Origin of the sequence: Chryseobacterium sp. KCF3-3 (assembly GCF_045865955.1) — a bacterium.
Lineage (GTDB): Bacteria > Bacteroidota > Bacteroidia > Flavobacteriales > Weeksellaceae > Chryseobacterium.
On sequence record NZ_AP035792.1, the window covers coordinates 5,389,626 to 5,409,013 of the forward strand.

The following is a 19,388-nucleotide window of genomic DNA, read 5'->3' on the forward strand; positions in this document are numbered from 1 at the left end:
AAATAAGCAAATAGTATGAGTTACTGCAATTCTTTCATGTAAGTAAGCTGATAATTGGGTAAAAGTTCAGGATGAAAGATCTTTATATAATCTTTAAGGATCAAATCTGCTCTTACCACACCGCTTTCAAAGAAATCATTCGCTTTCAGTTTTTCTTTTCCTGCAATGGTATAGATCTTTCCTTTATTGAATACATCCAGCTTTCCATAGAAAGGATTCATGCCTAGCATTTCTTTTTTCGAAGTGTGACTTCCTGCATTTACCCAGTACTGAACGCCTCCTGCTTTCGCATATACTTCCTCAAAGCTCATTGTCAATGCTTTTTCATCTTTATTATCCTTCATGATATAATTGGCATTGGCATCCGAAATATAATGAGCCACGGAAGTATTTCCCCCTGGAAGATACCAAACGTCTCCATACATTTCATTAGCAAGTACCACAGGTTTTTCTTTTGCTTTCGAGGCAAGTTGTTTCAGATCACTGTAGTTTTTCTCCACTTCCTGATATTTAGCTTCAGCTTCTTTTTCTTTTCCTAAAAACTCTCCGAAAAGTTTAATATAAGCTGTTTTTTCCAAAGGCTTCTGCTCCATGTATTCATCCAGAAATATCACCTGAATACCATTGTTTTTCAAAAGTTCATAAGTATTGTCGAAGCTGGCAATATGATTGGTAAAAATAGCATCCGGTTTCATAGAGATGATCTTTTCCACATCATATTTCTGTTCACTTCCTACATTCTGGATCTTTCCTTCTTTAATCAGATTTTGAATTTTATCTGAAAAAATATACTCCGGACTGGAAACTCCTATGATTACATTTTCTGCTCCCAGCTCTGAAATATACCCTGCCATACTAGCATTCAACAGGATGATTTTCTTGAAAGGAGTTTGATTTTGTTTAAAATTATAAGTAAAATTCCCCGATTTCAACTCCAGGTTTCCGTTCTGTTCCTTGTATTGGGTGCGATTTGAGATATTTGTCCAATCTGTGGACGAAATTTTTGATTCTCTTTTACAGGCAATTAGCGAAAATACCGTAAATAAAAGTAAAATTTTCTGTTTCATTCTTCAAAGAACGGAAAAAAGTGGTATATTTGCAACCGTTAAACAACAAGATAACAAACGGCCTCGTGGCGCAACTGAATAGCGCATCTGATTACGGCTCAGAAGGTTACAGGTTTGAATCCTGTCGAGGTCACAAACGACAATATGCGCAAATTTAGGACAATTTGCGCATATTTTTTTCACACAACTCATAATCAATCAATTACACTTAATCAAATTAAGACATTTATCAAAAAAGTGTTAATTATAAAAAACTTATTGATTCTATAACAAAAACGTAAAAACACTAAAAATCAATTAGTTAAAACTACAAACCATAGGGATTTGAAAATTTAACTTTCGATGACCTAACAGGATTCGAACACCAAAAATTCACAAAAAACCACATATTTTTCACTAAATTGTTTTCAATTGTTGTTCAAATGCAAACAAGGAAATTTCCTTTAGAAAATGATTTATCTTCTCATCATTACCTAAAGTTTCTCCCACTCTTGCCCCAGATTTTACTAATTTTATTCCAAATATAATTTTTATAAATTCCGGTAACATATTCAGAATATTCTCATTGGCTATTGCTTTCTCAGGAAAAAATAATCTTGCTATTTTTTGTTTAGTTGATATATCAGATGCCTCATAAATGTCTCCTAAATGACAAAATATATTATTCCCTTCTTTTTTTCCAAATATTCCTACTCCTGCCTTTAATGCTTGCTCTCGTAATTCTGAAGCATAATTCTTTAAATAGACTTTACAACTATTCTTAATAAGGAAATAGTCATCGTAATCAATTTTTCCCATCGAAAAAAGTTGATGTGCATTTAAACTTCTGTCAATCGATTTATCCATTGCTCTTCCTATCTCACGTTTTTTACTTTGATAAGCTTCTTGCCTTCCTTTATCAATCTCTTTCAAGAAATCATTGGCTATCTTTAAAAAAGGAATATCAATCTGTACTTCTTTAAGGAAAGTTAGAAAGCTTGCATTAACAAAATCAGTTCTGATACGATACTTACATTCTCTGATGCAATGGTAATAATAGTATTTCTTACATTTTCCCTGCGAAGAACTTGCAGTTAATGTTTTTCCACAGATAGGACACAAAAGTACACCTCTTAATATGAAGTTTTCATTAAGTACTTTTTTCTTTTTGATAAACTTTGAGTTATTTAATTCCCGTAATACTTTTTGAACTCCCTCAAACAGTATTATAGATACAATTCCTGTATGTAATCCATTAATAATCTTGCTTTTTTCACTTTCAGATTCAGGAACTTTAATCTGTCCACAATAAATGGGATTTCTTATTAATCTATAGAAAGCACTCATACTACATCTTAAACCTTTAGAGACAGCATGCTTATATATTTCTGATATTGTAACTCTTCTTTCTTTTATTATCTCTTCAAAGGCTTCACGAATTATAGCAGCTTCAGGGCCATAAGGAGCAATATATTTTTTTCCATCCGCTGTTACTTTATTCCGATATCCTAAAGGAGCTTTATTGATCCATCGACCTTCTAGTCTTGCTTTTTGCATACCTAAACTGACATTCCGGCTTCTTTTATCATTTTCAACTTCAGATGTAGCCAAATATACAGCAAGTATAATCTTACTTTCCGGTATAGAAAAGTCTATTGGCTGATCAATAGCTTGAAGAGAAACTCCTATACTTCCTAGTTTCTCAAGCATTAAATAAGCATCTGTAATGTTACGGCTAAATCTATCCCAGTAAGTAAAGAGTATAATGGCTGGACGATTTTTAAGAGATTTAATTTTAATCATTAATCTGTTCCATGCAGGTCGATTAAATGTTTTCGCTGAATAATCCTCGAAAATAGTTTCTGTAATAATCAGGTTATTATATTTACAATAATGCACAAGGCGCTCCAACTGGCTGCGCTGGGAATATCCTTTTACAGCCTGCTCATCTGTACTAACTCGTATGTAGAGATATACGGCAGGCATAATATGGTAATTTGTCTTGGGAGATGTTTATATAATAAAACGTAGAATTTATGTATTTATTAGAAATAAAACACAAAATTAGTACATCTACCTATTTCAGGAACGTAGACCTGTAATTTCAGAGTTTACGAGCCAATTATTATTTCGATAATCATTGGGCAACTTACCGATTACAATTGTTTGATGTTCAACATGTCTATTCTTTTCCTAGCCACTGATATTTTTTGGCTAAGTTAAGTTATTCAAGACACGTCTTCTGACTTTTTTGGTGGTCAATTTGGACAGGAATTAACTAATCATTCGCAGGATTAGCATGGTCAATTTTGAAGGATTCTACACATTATGCTCATTTCTTTAGCATACATGCATGTATTCCTCAAGCTATTCAGTGATGATTAATTGACTTTTTAGGTACTACTTTCAGCGACCTGATTCCAGCTCGCTACACAACTACATTTATGAACCTTTTTCTTTGATTAATTCTTTTACGGAAGTTTTCGAAGCACCTAGTAATCTTAGCAAGATAATCTGCGACATCTTTTTAAATATAGGGATAACATTTCCCAAAAAACTTAATCCTAAAGCACCAAAAATGGTAAATGCATAGTTATACTTCTCAATAAATTTGATAGTTTCAGGACTATACTTAGGTAAAGTCAATAATAAATAGATCACACCCCAGAATAAAGCAGCTTGTATCAACCACGATAGAAACTTCACTCGTTTTAGAAATCTACCCGTAAAATCCTGTAACATTAAAAGTTGACTTTTGTCCGGTACCTCTTTTGAAATAACTATTAAATTATAAGAATTTATCGCACATAAGATTTGAAAATCACTACGCCCTTCAAAAAGTTGTGTGTTATCGTTTATAGATTTATAAGTAAAATTTATAAAATCATTGGTTATCAGCATTGGCTTGGTAAAGTGCAGGTACATATAAACAATTTCCGGTAAGATACTCTTACTGTAATAGTTTTCTTTTATTATATTTTCGAAAGTTATCGTTATTGTATTTTTATTTCTAATAGAAATGATGTCACTTATCCATGCCCCGTCTATTCCAAATTTGACTACACCAACTAATAAAATAAAAATTAAAAAATCGTCATTTATGAAAGGAACAGCCGAATCTTTACTTGGTTTACTTTTACTTTTTATACTGTAGAAAGTAACAAAATCATGTTTATTGTTTTCTCGAATTGCTTTAATTACTCCATAATAAACTTGATTTAGTTCGTTGCTGTCTTGATCTTCAGAAGTATGAATTTCTCTTCCACCCAACAAATTATTAAAAGTGGTTAATTTAGGACTGTTATTAATCCTTGATAAATAATTAATTGTCTCTTCTATAGGAACCATTTTTTTCTTTTTAATCCATAATTCAACGTATCTGCATCCCAATTGGGAACGCTCCTCATCTTTCCAAGCAATTTTGAAATCAGATTAGAATATTTCATGGTTGCAGGTTCTTCCCCTGGTAAAAAGCTTCTCCACGACAAATAGGTAAAAGAGAATATCTGCTGTGTAATGTAACTTAAATCGTAAAATAAGAAATTATTAAGATCATCACTATTATAGCTACCTTGCGGAACTCTTATCGTTATCAAGACAGGTCTGCTCATCGCCTGCTTAGAGGTTTTCAGTTCATTAGCACCTAACATTTGCACAATACATGTTCTTTCATCAAGAATAACATTGCATCCCCTGGCCGGTACATATTGTCCTTTAATCTCGCTACTTCCATATTTTGTAACTCCTAGCTGATTTTTATCAAATAAAATATGGGGATGGGCATTACCAATAGTGACAAAAGCAAACTTTATATTATACTGAGGAATATCTCTAACCAGCTGACTTACGACATCAAATTCTGTATTTTTTATGGGCTTGAAAATATGGAAGATCAGACGGACCGTGTTGCCGTTCACCCATCCTTGGTCACTTGATAGTCGAATAATAGATTGCTTCAGGCTTTTAAGCAATTCATCAAAATAGTTTTCGAATGCAACATCTTTCACTTTATCACCAAGCAAATATTGCCCGTCACCGGACATAAATGTTGTTATACCTACTACCCTATTCTGTTCTGCTCCCGTATATTGATTTTTCCTTAACCAACTATGGCCAATACCAATTATTATCTCCCTGTCAACTGATCGCTGCGATGGTAAAACCCAAGGAGTCCCACCCAATTTTGCATACATCTGAAGCGCTAGAGAGTTTAATATATATTCATTATACATAGTTACCTTTTCCGAGGTAATAAACTGGACCGGAATTTCGAAGGACAGTAATTTTGCTTTAATTCTGTAGTAAGGATTTAGAAGATCTGAATGATTCCTGAATGCAATTGGTATTTCGATAATAGCTAATTGTGGTTTATTTTCCTCTTCCACAAAGCTACTTATAGCATTAATATATGCCTCAGTATTATATTCCTGTATTTCTTTAATTTTAAATGTTACATCCTGAAAATCGTATTTCCTTTTTAACCCCTTCTTAAAAAACTTGGAAGCTGGGATTCCCTCCTTCAGATCAGAAAGAAACCTAGTAAAATTTCCTCTATTATTTCTGTGGCAAATGCATAATATATTAGGATTCTTTATATCAAAGGTTAGGGTATCGTAGGGTCCATAATCTGACAATCCTTTGTCAGGATTGGAACTATTTATTTTTGTTCCTGAGGGATCAAAAATAAAAGTTGGTGTCTTGAGGTCAATACTATTATAAACAGACAATGGCTTATCAGCCACCGTAAAACGAAAACCATCTTTATTATGAAACATAATTGAGTTCCCAGCTTCTACAAACAGATGATTTGAAATTCTAATAATCTCTTCATAAAGATTTTTTGTATTATATACCTCACTTCTTTTACTTTCAATAATTCTCAATAACTCTTCGCTCTTTTGCTCCGAAATCGCAAAAGATAAGTAGTTACCTATGTTAAATTTGGATTTCTTTATAAATAATTCCGCCAGCAAAAATTCTTTCAATCCTTCGTTGGTTTCAACCATTGCCATAGTTCCGGAAATTGAAGATATAATTCCAACAAATTCTTCATTTGGCGCAAGAACGTCAATTAAACCTGGAAGTGTTTCCGTATGGAGAACTTCCGCACCCATTAAATTATATCCCTCCTGATGTAGTTCTAAGCAGCTCTTATTAAATATCCAGTTCCGTTTAATATTAATAAGAAATCCAAATTTCTTTTCACCATCTACTTCAATTATTCTTAGTTGGAGCTCTATCAATTTTTTATAAGCAATCTTATTCTTCAAATGACCGGGCAGAACATTATACAGAAGATCATCCTTTGTCTTAGCAGAAAAAAAACGAAACGGATAAAAGTCAACAGGTATGTAATTTGAAAATCTCTCTTTAAAAGTTCGAAAAAATATATGTTTTATTAGTGAAGAGGTTACCTGACTCTGCTCATTTATGTTAACTTGTTGTAAACTTCCAATAGAGCTAAGATCATCACCATCTTTATTAGAAATAAAGATTTCATCTCCATACCTAAAAAAAGAATGACTGCTATTATATTCATCTCTGAGCTCTCTCAGCAGATCCTCTGTGTATGATACCGTCCTTATCTGGAATTCCTCGGCAACGATATTTATAGGAAAAAAATTAAGTTGCATTACTTACACTGGTTTAATTGTTAAAATACAAAAAAAGAAATTAGGTTTTTCCAAACCCCTGCTAAAAGACGATTAAAATTTACTGTATTTATATTCAAAATACCTTATTCTATAAATACTGTTAAAGTTCATTAGGGAGATACCGCCTTATTACCTTGCGGAAATAAGTCAAAATCTAATTTATTTCCGCAAGGTAACAAGTCTGGCCTAGCTTAATTGATTTATCAACATACGTGCTTCTTCAAAAGTCATTTCTTTTGATTTAGAATTAAGCCTACTGTTATTTGAAATATCAATTAAATCATTTACATAAAATATTTTCATATCCGTGTTAGCTTTTTGTTTGATCCCGGCTAAAATTCTTTGGAGTATGCCAAAGCCCTCATCTTTTTCACAAATTTGTGAACACCATGACTGTAGGAAGCTCCTAGAGTAATGTAGATAGAAGGAACCTGCTGAATTATCTTCATGGGTTAAATCAAATAAAGTCTCGAACAAAACAATTTCATTCAAACGGTTATAGTGTTTTACGTCTTTAGGGAAGAGACCACTGTAGTCCGGTCTTACCAAAATCACTTTTTTTAGAGCCTTATAATAGTTTAGAATAGCAGTATCTTCATTTAAGAAGAATAATATATTTACAGCATTTTCTAAGAAATGCAAATCCGAAGTTTCTAAATAAGCAAAGACTGCATCACGGATAAATTTGTTATCTTGATATTTATCTTTGATCAAATTGATTACCCTCCAATAAAAAGGAGATGTTTGATCCCTACAACATTCCTTTAAAAAAATTAATGGTTCTTCTATTTTTGAGACATAATCCTCAAGTAAATTTTGCTGATCTATGGTCGCGCCGTCCTTTTTAAAATCCTCACCGATCTTATTAAAAGTTTCAAATAAATTGTTTTCTACCGCATAGGAGTAGTGGTCCCTTTTTGCAATAAATGTCAATTCACCTTGGGTGATATTTTGAATCACTTTTTCATTTACAACCTCAGCATCATCCACCTTTTCTAAAACGTACTCAATAAATGATTGCCCACTGTTTGGACCCGTAATATTTCCGAAGGCAAGCACGTCCAGATAGAATGTGGGAGATTGTTTAATACCATAATTGAAATCGAAGAATAAGACAATATTGATGTATTCTAAATATTTGGTAGCATGGAAAAGATCGGGGTCTTCTGCATTAATTCTAATAACATTGTTATAATCAACTTCAGAAATAATAGCTTTTGTTAATTTATCTATTAACTCCAGTTGTTCTTTATCCAACTTCAGCTTTCTGAAGGAGTGATGAGCTAAACCTGTTTTTATAGCCGACAAATAAATATTTGAATCTTCTAATGCGCTAATAATAATTTCAGGGGTAATATTCCGATTAAACCTTAATACGGTATCCATAATCGTATGAACTGTATATTGTAATCCGTGGAGATTATGATCTTCGTACCACTGCCAGAATATTTTCTGAAATTCAGGTCTTGTCAGGGATTCAACATTATTTTCTTGAAAATATGTTTTAACATCAGATATTATTTTTTCTTTTTTAAATAATAATTCAAAGTTAGCATCACGTTCTTCATCATATTGAGTTGTTGCAGCTAGAATTTGCTCATCAGTTTGTATATTCGTTAAGAAATTATGGCCAGCATCTCTAAATTTTTTTTCAAAATAAAGCGCTAGATTAGAATCTGAATTTATGATCCAATTTCGGAAAGAATCAATGTCATTTGTTGAATTAAATTGTATATTACCGTTCTTAAACCCTTCAACTATTGAATCAATATTATCATTGTTCACGAAGGGAGCAAGTGAATATAACACATCGGTGGACATCTTTTCTTTTTGCAAGATATGGATCACTAATTCTGGTGGAATCCCTACTTCCAGTAAAACATTTTTTAAAACTGGATTACTCATTATTCGATACCGATCTGCAAATGCCATTTCAACCAATTCTTTATGATAATCAGGATCTGTACAAAATTCTTTTGACCTTTTTATAAGTTGTTCATCAAAATTATCAAAGAATAAGCTATTGGAGCGTAGTGAATAATGGTCATTAAAAAGAATTTCGAGTAATGCAATGTTCAGGTATCGGCTACTCGTATTCAATATTAAGTAAGCGATCAGATTTTCTGTTCCTCTTATTACTCTGTCCCCTAAACTATAATATTTTTTTATAATAGATATCAATTGATCAGCATCCCGTTGATGATCATCTATTTTTGTCATAATTGAGATTAGCTGATGCAATGCATCAGCATCCTCACTATCTTTAAGGATAGCCAGAATACGCTTAAAGAAAGAAATGTTTTCATAAAATTTTTGATCTTTAAAGGTTCTTAAGCATTGCATCCGAACAATATTATCCTCCGCTTCGATAATTTTAATTATCAGATTCATCAAAAGTTCTTTCTCGCTGGTTTGTAGTTTTTTATAAGCCATAACTTCCAAGGCTGAAGCTCTTACCCTAGGGTGTCTGTTCACATTATCTATCTCATCGAAAAGAAATTTGAATGCAGCAAAATCAGCCAGAATATCCAGAGAAATTTTAGCATTGTTTGAAATCCAAAATGTTTTATCTATGCATACTTCCGTAAAATATGCTTCAAAAAGTTCATTCTTGAATTTGGGAAGCAAACGCTCATCTTCCGCAAAAAATAGTACTTCTTTGTCATTTTTAAGTAGCCAGTCTTCTAGGTCTTTTTTCTTATCTTTTTCAGTAATAATATTTAACAAAAAAGTAATAGTATTAAATAGGCTTGGTTTAATTTTCTTTATATCCTTAACTTTAATGAATTCGATTATCTTCTCGATAGGAAGAAAAGCTATATATAATGCGGCAAAATATTCCTGATAGTTTTTATGTGTGAAAACGTAACTATCGATAAACGCTCTTTTCTCAAAAAATGGAAGTTCCTGAAATAACGCTATACCTTGTTCTTTGAGTAATTTGAAGAGGTCGTCTTGTGAAATGGCATTTTGTTGCATCAATTCGTTTATGACAGCAACCTCTTTTATTTTGTAATAGATTTCTGCTTTTGTTACGGGACCGATATGTTTAAAAATTGAAGGTAAACTGCGCCCTATTTCCTTTTCAATAAAAAGCTCAAGTGCTTCTTTCAGTGTTTTCGGAAAGCGCTGTTTGTCTTTATAAAACTCGGCAAACATTTCTAAATTGAATGGAGTTTGTAAAATTGTTGAAAATTGAATTAAATTGTCATCGGAGATTTCGATTTCGTATTTATTCTTAAATATATTGTAAATCTGCCAGCGTGAAAGACTTTTAAGGTATACCGCTTTAAAATCACTAATATTAATGACATACTTCTGGTAAATATTTGTACGGCAGCTTAAAATAAATTTTAGCTTTCTTTCTGAATTGTCTGACATAAAATTCTGAAGATCTGCAATAAAATCTTGGATATTAGCGATTTCATCCAATCCATCCAAAATAAAAATGACAGAAGACATATCTTTCCAATCCTCACCCGGAATCATTTTTTCGATCGTCGATGTGTGACGAAAGTTTTCGATATTTATGAGTATGGGAAGCATTTCTGTCTCATCGATCTTATCCCAAAGAAGCTCAAAAGTTTGATTCAACTCTGCTGTTTTGCCCATACCTGGATTTCCCAGTAAAATGATTCTATCATATTCATCAACTAAATCAAGCAGTGTCAATCTATCCTCGGGATCGTCAAGCAAGGAAAAACGGTTATTGTTAGGCGTGGATGTTTCTAGGTATCTTAATTCGTGATAATTTTCGTTCATTTCTTTTTGTATTTTTCTCTATCAAGAGTTTTTAATGTACTGGCGTTATGTAAGGGGACTTTTTGAAAACCCAGCGGACGCTTGTTCTTATCGATACCATCCGGAGATTTTGCATGAACATCAAAGGAGAATTGACAGTTTTTTTCTATATAATGGTAGTAAGTAATACAGGATATCACAGCCTCCTGAAAATTAATATCAATAATGTGGAAACCAGGTTGCCACTCACTGAGCGGTTCTCTTGGGTTATTTAAACCAGCGCGTGCCATGATCCCAAAACATTCGCCATTAGGGTCAATGTAAGTACTTAGCTTAAGATGGTGCTGGTCGCCATATAGATGAAGGTGGAACTCAAAATTTTTGAGTATTTTTTCGACCTCTGCCTGTTCACCATACTTATCGATTGGATGGTGAGTGAGAATCACATTTAGAATTGTTTTATTATTTTCTAAGATATCTAGCGCATTATTTAACTGGTCACTACCAAAGTATAATTTTTTATCTTTATGTTTTACTAGGTGGCAGGTGCTGCACCTCCAGCTATCATTTATTAAAGCAAAGCCTACTTTAATCCCTGGGCGATGTTCATATATATAGGTAGATTCGTTATATGTGGATAGATAATCAGGATTTCCAGCATGAAATCTGTGTTCAAAATTTTTAAACTGTTCTATTCTCTGATTGTAATTGTTTATTTCGTCTCTAATTTTGGGTAATGTATCATTAATATTTCCTTCAACTTCTTCGTCTTGAAATGTTTTTTCATCAAACCATAAGATTTTGCTCTCATCTACATCATGATTTCCAGGGATGAAAAGGAAATTGGCGTTTGATAGATTTAGCTCATTTTTAATCGGAGTAATAAACTGGTCTTCAAAGATTTTGTACGGATCAGTTTCAGTTTTAAATAGGGACATTTTTAATAGAGAGTGTCCACCTTTATCAACAAGGTCACCTGTAATAGCGATAATATCAATTGGTGTTTCCTTGTGTTCTTTTGATAGAACCTTCAATAAGGCTTTTCGATAATACTTTTTAAAATCACCAAAGTTCGATGCTGATAAATGGATATCAGAAATATGTACAATTCTCATTAAAGGTTAATTCGTTTTTAATCGCTAAAAGCCAATGTTGTTGGAATTTAGCTTCGTTTGGTTTCGTAAATATAAGAAAACTGTGGTATATACATGTGTGATGATAGTACATTTATTCATGCAGGATTTCCTATTTTTTGTATAGAGGTCAGGAAAGAAAAAAACTAATCCTAGCGATTACTTTTCCACAATGATCTGGGTTATTTTTTCTTCTTCCAATCTGAAATTCAGACGAATTCTATATAATCTTTTTAAGTCTTCTTCTGTTTCCTGAGGAGGTGTGAATGTCTCTAAGTTGACACCAACATCCTGCTTGAGAAATGACCAAGATGATTGGATTTTAAAATCTCTTCCGCACAATTCCTGATAAGCAGCTTCGAGATAATTTTTAAATTCATCAAGTCCTGAGGTGGTCAGTTTTTGACGCCAGTTTTCTCTGATTTCGAACTGAAAATCCTGCAACAGATCTTTTATGATTGAGTCATAGTTACGGGCATTGCAGTTTTTTATAAATTCCCGGATTATTTTTCTTGGGATTTTTTCGCGCTGTAGTTTTTCTTTCTTCTGAAGCCTTAAAATTTCCTTATGGTCTTCTTCAACAAGACTTTCCAATTTGTCCTTTCCTTTATGAAAAGCTTCAAGCTGTGTTTTATATAAACGGTCCGGAAAAAAGTCAGCCGTTTTGGGATCGGTCTGATTCTTAAATTCTTTAGCTAATAGAAATCCTTTTTCATCAGTGGATTCTTTGATGCCTGGAATAATATTGACATAGTATACTTTTTCTATAGAGCCGAAAAGCACTCGCACCTCAGGACTGAATGTAATGGGCATTTCAGTAGCTTTCTTGATAAGATATTTAGTTTCATTCAGTGGGTTGTCAATAGGAGAGCCCCATTTGGTTGTACTAAGCTCGGATTGATACCTTGAAATCTCCAGTCGTATTTCCTTCTTTCCGCGGTGGAGATCAGTTGTCAGTTCATATCCCGGAAATGATTCATATATACATGTATCAATATGCCATTCTTCATGCTGGCTTGTAAAATTAATACCGAAGTGTTGTCCGTATTCCACTATATAAACGGGGGATTCTATTTTGCTTATTATCAGGATTTCTTTAATCTTTTCAAGATCCGCTTTTCTATTCACTGAAATATATAGCTGTGTTTCTATCATCGGGTTGTGTAAATAAAATTTAAATGCGGAATTTAAAATAAATAATTATGCTGGGAAATATTTGGAAGAAAATTAATTCTACCGTAAATTATAGCTAAAATTAAACCATATATTTTATATAAAAATATGGGAAACCGTAAAGTAAACTTCAAAAATATTTTCTAAATCACTAAAAAAAGAGTTTGGATAGCGTCCTGTCAAGTCTTCATTGGAGAAAAACATTGTATATTCAACAGAAGAAATCGTTTCCAAGTTAATTGAATATTTGAAAACTAATATTAATTATGGGAAATCTCACTCCGTATTTTTTTAATCAAATAAGACTGTCTCACTTTTGAGACAGTCTCATAATAAATTACTTAAAAATATACCCGTAATTAATAAGATGCAAAAGATTATCCCTTTCCGTGCTGTCCGGATTAGATTTTAAAAATAACGGTTTTCCACTGATTACCTGGACTTCTGCTCCAGCCTCCCAGATTCTTTTACTATAGTTCCATAAATAAGTCTTAGCAATATTTCCCTGCTTTAAAAGTAAATCAACGGCAGCCTGCTTGGTATATTTTTCTGCTAAGCCAATAATGTAACCATCTCCTTTACTATTTTTTTTTCGAGTGTGGAATTGCGTAATGTGTAATTACGCCTCCGGAATCTAACCAAATTCCTGAAATTCTAAATTCTGCCATTTTTATAATTTTAATAAAAATGTAAATATTTTCAATTTGTATGTTGTTATTCGTACTTTTATTCTACATAGAAAGAGTTCATTTCACCATTAGTACGGGAATAAACAAATATCATTTTCTTGCGATCATCCTTAATAAAATAGTATCCATTGGTCCTAAAAATTTCATATTTAGTTGTGTCCTCTTTTTTTAATATTGGTTCCTGCTGACCACAAAGCGTAATGTCCTTTCTGGGTTTCAGCTTCATGGTCTGCTCAGCATCCTTTCTAGCACGGACTTCGGCATAAAGAAATGCAATAATAATTGCAGCAACAACGCCAAGATTTTTAGGCCCATTGAAGTATAGATAACAGGCTGCCACAGCAAAAACAAGGAATATAATAGTTGGCAATAACTCAAATTTGTAAGCCGAAAGTAGCACCCAAAATCCGCATAGCCCCAAGAGGACAGTGATTATAACAGCAGCATTTGTTATCCCCTTGATCACTTTTTGGTCAGATTGCCGTTCTTCTTCCTGATCATCAACCTGTATAGTTTTCTTTTTGAGAATATCGGGAACTAAAATCCAAAGAAATAGTGATAGTAAAGATCCGATATAAATAATCGGCATTGCGTTCTGGTATAAAATCGTAAAAGAATCTTGTACTTCGAAATAATCAAAATAGTCGAATTTAAATCTATTCAGGTATTCCCAAATATAAAATAGCCCGAGCAGGGTCGCAATAAAGGTTAGGCTGACAATTTCCAATAATGGTTTGCTAATGCTCGGTTTGTAAGTACTATTCAAGTCACTGTCAACCTTGCGAATTTTCTCTCTTAAATTCTCTGAAATCATAGTATAGTTTAAATTTTTAGTTGTTTGTAAGACAAATATCAGATTTGGGTGCCCAACCTATCGACGTAGTTTAATTAACTGTATAAAACTAATGCTCCGAATTATTTAACTTAATCTATACGAGTCACATTACATATTTGCTTCCTTTTAAGGATCAATTTTGAGATAAATTTTTAACAGTATAAATATTAGCAGTAGCAAAAATATCAGTAGCTCCAATTAGTTTTTTAGCAACATCGACATCTGCATTAAAATATATTACCACCAGATCCTTTCTCGCTCGTGAGCAAGAAACATAAAAAAGTCTTCTGGTTCTAGCTATCACATTATCTTTTCCATCTTCAATATTTTTTTCATCTGTATCTGAAAGAGGTATAATACCAAAATATTTATCATATGAAAAAAGATTATGAGAACTTTCATCATCATCTAAAATTGTAATGACTTTTTCGAATTCAGCTCCTTTAATACCTTGCTGTGTCGCAAATGGAGATCCATCATCACAGTATTTTTTATAACCTAAGAATTCGTTTGCTTTACATGCAAAGTATCTTTGCATTGCATCTATCTCAATAGCTAAAGAATCATCATCACCATCATTTTGTTCAATAAACTCGCTTGCAATTGTTCCGTTTAAGTGGGCAACTATTCTTTCATCCAAAACGATCAGATTATTATCTTGAATAATTTTAAATACATCTAGTACAGTAGAGTTTGATGAAATATCCATCATCTCTATTAATTTGTCAGTGGCTATTTTTAGTTCAACCAAAGCCTTTCGTAGTTCGGTCCCTTTTAAAGTCCCATTTGATAATTTTGGACATTGATTACGAAGAATATTTAAAATATCGAAATTTGATCCCTTATTACAAAATTCTACGACTGGAAGAACAAAATTCATAAATGGCTTGAGTGGCCAAGCACTACCATCAAGAAGTCCATCTTTAAATGCAGAAGGCGCAGTGTCATTCATTGAAGCATAAAGATTAGGGAATCCTAATCTAATTGCAGCCATTCTATGGACAATAACTAAAATTTTAACATTATCAGACAGCCATGATACATCTTTTTGACTTTCAGCCATCCATTGTTGAACTTTGTTCATATTTTCAGTTCGGAATTCATCGATTGGTAATATAAATATTTGTGAACTTCCTTCTACAGGTTCACCTTCCTCAATACGTCCTCCTATTTGCTCTAATCCATCTGCTGGTTTTCTAATTGCATTTACAGTTTTTAATACTTGTTGTGAGCATCTAAAATTCTCTGGTTTAGTAATCGTCTCCCATTTCTCCTCAATAGGAATTTCTCCAACACCAGTCGGGAAAATTTTCTGCATGGGATCCCCAAAAAAACCCAAACAAAATGTTTCGCTATGTAATGAATCAATTTTTTTAAATGTGGTAACTATATTTGGAAAAGTATCCTGACTTTCATCAACGAATATATATGGATATTTTTGACTAACAATTGTACCAAGCATTTTAAAATCCTCAATCATTGAAATGGCCAATTTAATAATATCATCATGTCCAAGAATACCTTTACTATAATTACTACCTGTACCGTAACCAAAATAAGGTATACTTTCGATTGTTAATGCTTGAGAATTTAATTTTTCTAATTGTCTATAAAGCTTATCTTTGGATATTCTTGTACGTGGATTATCTATTTTTGATTTTATATCAAACTGTTTTTCACCGATACGCTGGATCACCCACTTCTTAATATCTTTTTGGAAAGGTTTGATTATAGTCCAAAGAAAGCTATGAATAGTAGAAACATGCACAAGAGGATTATTTTCAACATCATTCCAAATTTCTTGTGCAGCTATCTCAGTATAAGTAATACAAGCTACTTGTTGCCCTCTTCTTCTCAAAACATCCCCCTTTGTTGTGATTATATGATTTAATGCTTTAACAAGTGATGTTGTCTTACCTGAACCTGCACCAGCAATCATATTAAAACTTACTCGAGGAAATTTGTCTAAACAGGTTTTTAATTTAACATCAGCTTCAGTATCGGGAGAATTTAATCTTTTAGTCATTGGATTGTTTTTTAGATTCATACTCGGCGCCAGTCATATCACTATGAATATTTTCCTCCAGTATTTCTTTAGGGACAATTGGAATATCTATCTTTACTTGACGGTCTAACCATTTTAGCCCTTCTTCTATATATTTAGGCACAATCCAATCTTCTGAACTTGATGATAAAACCCCTAACGCAAAGCTTGTTTTGTTAAATGAATTAGATTTTACACGCTTATGTATTTTTTCAGTTAGTTCAGTTATGCTGTTAGGTTTAGTTCTAAGTTTTAGTCCCACATGTTTTCCCTCCGATGACTGACACCATTCTGTGTTTTCTAAGCCAAAAGCTTCCTCCAAGGTCCTACCCACTACCATATGTTTTTCCTCACCCCAAATTATTTCCACCATTCTTTGAAATGTAATATATACTGTCGACAAACTAGTTTCTGTTGGGTTCTGAATTAGATTTTCACTATTACAAGCTAAAAGATCAGAAATCAATACTTTCTTAGGCAGCCATCTAACAAGTGTTTGGTTAGAAGTAATTGCATTTTCAAAGTCAGGCAGGCATGCTTTTCCTATAAGATATTTTTTTATCATTTCTTCAGATTCAGCAGATTCAGAAATTTCCAATTCAACATCTTCATCGTCTTCATCTTCATCATCCGTATTGGCACTACCATCTACTGTTTTTTGTTTTACACTATCAAGATCAGTAATAACTAACGCTGGTATACCTAAAAATTCGATCAAGCTTTTAAACTTATAAGCATAAGCCCCACCTACTTCTAAAATACTCAAATAGGCTTTGGTTAAATTATCCGCAGATTTTTCAATCATCGCAGGTAATAATATTCTTTCGACATTTCCTTCAACCAGAATTGCAGCATCTGCAAAAAAAAGATCACAATGTGTCATTTTCATGTATCTTTCAAAAAAATATTTTTCTGGCTCATCCTTATAAAATGTAGAAAGATTTAAAGCAACAGAGTGTTGGTTAGTACCCGCAATCCCCTCTCTTCTAAAATATCTTACAGGTTTAAAACCTCTTTCATACAAAATATGAGGTGAATGTGTTGTTACTGCTAACTGCATTCCATAATAATAAGCATCTTCATCTGTAATCTTCAAAATATTTAATATTTGCCTTATAAAGACTTGTTGTAGTTGTGTATGCAAATGAGCTTCAGGTTCTTCAATTATAATAAGTTGTAATAAGGCTCTATCCTCTTTTTCATCTATCCATTGGGCCTGTAAATCTAATAGTTCTACAACCATGTATATTAAGTTTTTAAAACCTAAGCCATTATAGTTATCCGGCAGCGTAAGTCCGTTTGAAGTCCCATCCATAGAATAATGAACCTTTGTATCTTGGCTCATTATAGTAGTTGGATTCAGTGCTGATTTAATAACTAGATGAGGATTGGAAACACCAGGGTACCCCAATTCTCCAAGCCTTTCTAACATGTCATTAAAAACACTTTTTAAGTGTTCATTTAATTGGGTTTCAGAGTCAAATAAAGCACTTAATGCATCGTGGTCATCTTCTCTTTTTTCAAGATTTCTTTTATAAAAACGACTCAAACACTTAGAAAGGTCTTCAGATCGAGCATTTGAGGCTTGATCTGAAAGATACCTTTGGGCATGTAAAGTATCTACTCTAAGTAGTGATTTTACTAATGGTTTACTCTTGTCATTTTGTAATAAAAGCGGTGTATAGTTTTCTTTCTGATTAAATTTTTCATCGAACTTTGATTGATCTAGAGAATAATATCTAAATTCATACTCCTGACTTAAGTGCTTACTTAAAAAATCAATCAGATTTTTAGGCCAAGGCTTGTATTTTTTATCTTTTTCTTTTGGCACATACTTAGCAACCTTAGCTTTAGATTCCATAAATCTAACTAATGTTTCCCTACTACTTTTAGGCTGAAATACAATTCTAAGTCCAATTATTGAACCTTCCCAAGTTAAGTCTGGCAAAAGATATAAAACTCTGTGCAAATCAGTTTCTCTGATATTAAACCATAAATCTAAACTTATTTGTGGAAGCTCAATATCATCAATAATACTCTGATTAGGATCATCACCAATGTCATTAATAATGGACCAACAACTTGAATTGAAATCATAAATAGTGAATTTATCCTTTTGATTGTTTACAAACATATCTAAGGCATGAGTAGCTGAGGTTTTACCACTGTTATTAGCTCCAACAAGAATAGAAATATCAGACTCAACATCCACAAGAATATTTTTAAAACGGCGGAAGTTTTGAATCCTAAAACAGTTAATTTTCATGGTTAGTTTTGAGATTTTATTAATCATAATATTAAGAAAAATTCATATGCAATCAAAACTCAGAAAATCATTTTTTAATTACTAAAATTAAGAGAGCTCAAACCACTTTGAAAATAATAAAAGAGAATTACACAATTTGTTTATTCCAGCTTAATTTCAAAATATTTTATAAAGTCTATTTGAAGTTTTCATTATATAGAACTTTTATTGAACTATAATATTCCTCAAATCTATCAGTAAGAAAATTTAAGATATAAACAGACATCTTACGAAGCCTTTGTTTAAATATCTAATCTGATTCATAGGCTAAAAATTCCTAACCAATTTAGTTCAACAGTATTCAAACCAAGATGAAAACCTCATAAATAAATAATTATCAAACACATACATTTAAAACATTTTCCATATCAGTCAAAAAAGAGTTTGAATAGCGTCCTGTCGAGTTCACTGAAGGAGACAACTATTTGATAGTTGTCTCTCTTTTTTTACCCATAAAAATCTTTATATCAAACTTTTACGACCTGATACTTGTCTTTTTTTAATTCCCAAGAATTGTTCTCTACATTTAATTTTTATAAAATTAATAAATCATTTCAGTTGAGCTCATTCTCAACCCCTTAAAAAGTTGTCAGCATTCAAAAAAATTCTTTTTTATCAATTCGCATCAAAGAAGTATATTTAAAACAAATTTTATATTAAAAAATTGATCTATACAACACTTTTAAATATTGCTATTTTTCAGGGAATAGTCTTAGGTATAGTTATCTTAAAATCTTCCCTATTCAATAGCCAATCAAATAAATATTT

The 19,388-nt window shown here is 32.4% G+C and carries 11 protein-coding genes and 1 tRNA gene; 1 reads left to right on the forward strand and 11 read right to left on the reverse strand.

The features are described from left to right. Positions 1 to 20: 20 nt before the first annotated feature. The gene (locus tag ACKTTZ_RS24045; RefSeq protein ID WP_407846798.1) at positions 21 to 1,067 is read right to left on the reverse strand and encodes an ABC transporter substrate-binding protein; all 1,047 of its coding nucleotides are present in this window, start codon (positions 1,065 to 1,067) and stop codon (positions 21 to 23) included. A 59-nt stretch (positions 1,068 to 1,126) separates the two neighbouring features. On the opposite strand from ACKTTZ_RS24045, the gene ACKTTZ_RS24050 reads away from it, so the two are divergent. After that, positions 1,127 to 1,200 (forward strand) — tRNA-Arg (locus ACKTTZ_RS24050). 263 nt (positions 1,201 to 1,463) lie between these two features. On the opposite strand, the gene ACKTTZ_RS24055 is transcribed toward ACKTTZ_RS24050, so the two are convergent. The 10 genes from ACKTTZ_RS24055 to ACKTTZ_RS24100 all read right to left on the reverse strand — a co-directional run bounded on the left by ACKTTZ_RS24055 (position 1,464) and on the right by ACKTTZ_RS24100 (position 18,581). Then, positions 1,464 to 3,032: a recombinase family protein gene (locus ACKTTZ_RS24055; RefSeq protein ID WP_407846799.1), complete on the reverse strand. Its 1,569-nt coding sequence runs from the start codon at positions 3,030 to 3,032 to the stop codon at positions 1,464 to 1,466. Between the two features lie 456 nt (positions 3,033 to 3,488). Further along, positions 3,489 to 4,394 carry a hypothetical protein gene (locus tag ACKTTZ_RS24060; RefSeq protein ID WP_407846800.1) on the reverse strand — a complete coding sequence of 302 codons (906 nt, stop codon included), beginning with the start codon at positions 4,392 to 4,394 and terminating at the stop codon, positions 3,489 to 3,491. Continuing rightward, positions 4,382 to 6,679: a Piwi domain-containing protein gene (locus ACKTTZ_RS24065; RefSeq protein ID WP_407846801.1), complete on the reverse strand. Its 2,298-nt coding sequence runs from the start codon at positions 6,677 to 6,679 to the stop codon at positions 4,382 to 4,384. The genes ACKTTZ_RS24060 and ACKTTZ_RS24065 overlap by 13 nt, the downstream gene beginning before the upstream one ends. 207 nt (positions 6,680 to 6,886) lie before the next feature. After that, positions 6,887 to 10,462 carry an NACHT domain-containing protein gene (locus ACKTTZ_RS24070; RefSeq protein WP_407846802.1) on the reverse strand — a complete coding sequence of 1,192 codons (3,576 nt, stop codon included), beginning with the start codon at positions 10,460 to 10,462 and terminating at the stop codon, positions 6,887 to 6,889. Further along, a complete protein-coding gene (locus ACKTTZ_RS24075; RefSeq protein WP_407846803.1) occupies positions 10,459 to 11,556 on the reverse strand; it encodes a metallophosphoesterase family protein in 1,098 nt (365 codons plus the stop codon). The genes ACKTTZ_RS24070 and ACKTTZ_RS24075 overlap by 4 nt, the downstream gene beginning before the upstream one ends. Positions 11,557 to 11,733: 177 nt before the next feature. Then, the gene (locus ACKTTZ_RS24080; protein ID WP_407846804.1) at positions 11,734 to 12,729 is read right to left on the reverse strand and encodes a hypothetical protein; all 996 of its coding nucleotides are present in this window, start codon (positions 12,727 to 12,729) and stop codon (positions 11,734 to 11,736) included. A gap of 355 nt (positions 12,730 to 13,084) precedes the next feature. Next, on the reverse strand, positions 13,085 to 13,360 hold the full coding sequence (locus tag ACKTTZ_RS24085; RefSeq protein ID WP_407849206.1) for a DUF3892 domain-containing protein: 276 nt from the start codon (positions 13,358 to 13,360) through the stop codon (positions 13,085 to 13,087). Positions 13,361 to 13,473: 113 nt separating this feature from the next. Then, complete coding sequence (locus tag ACKTTZ_RS24090) at positions 13,474 to 14,250, reverse strand: hypothetical protein (RefSeq protein WP_407846805.1); 777 nt, start codon at positions 14,248 to 14,250, stop codon at positions 13,474 to 13,476. Positions 14,251 to 14,404: 154 nt separating this feature from the next. Then, entirely contained in the window at positions 14,405 to 16,297 is a 1,893-nt protein-coding gene (locus tag ACKTTZ_RS24095) for a UvrD-helicase domain-containing protein (protein WP_407846806.1), read from the reverse strand. Next, the gene (locus ACKTTZ_RS24100) at positions 16,290 to 18,581 is read right to left on the reverse strand and encodes an ATP-dependent nuclease (RefSeq protein ID WP_407846807.1); all 2,292 of its coding nucleotides are present in this window, start codon (positions 18,579 to 18,581) and stop codon (positions 16,290 to 16,292) included. Before ACKTTZ_RS24100 ends, ACKTTZ_RS24095 begins: the two co-directional genes overlap by 8 nt. Between the last annotated feature and the right edge of the window lie 807 nt (positions 18,582 to 19,388).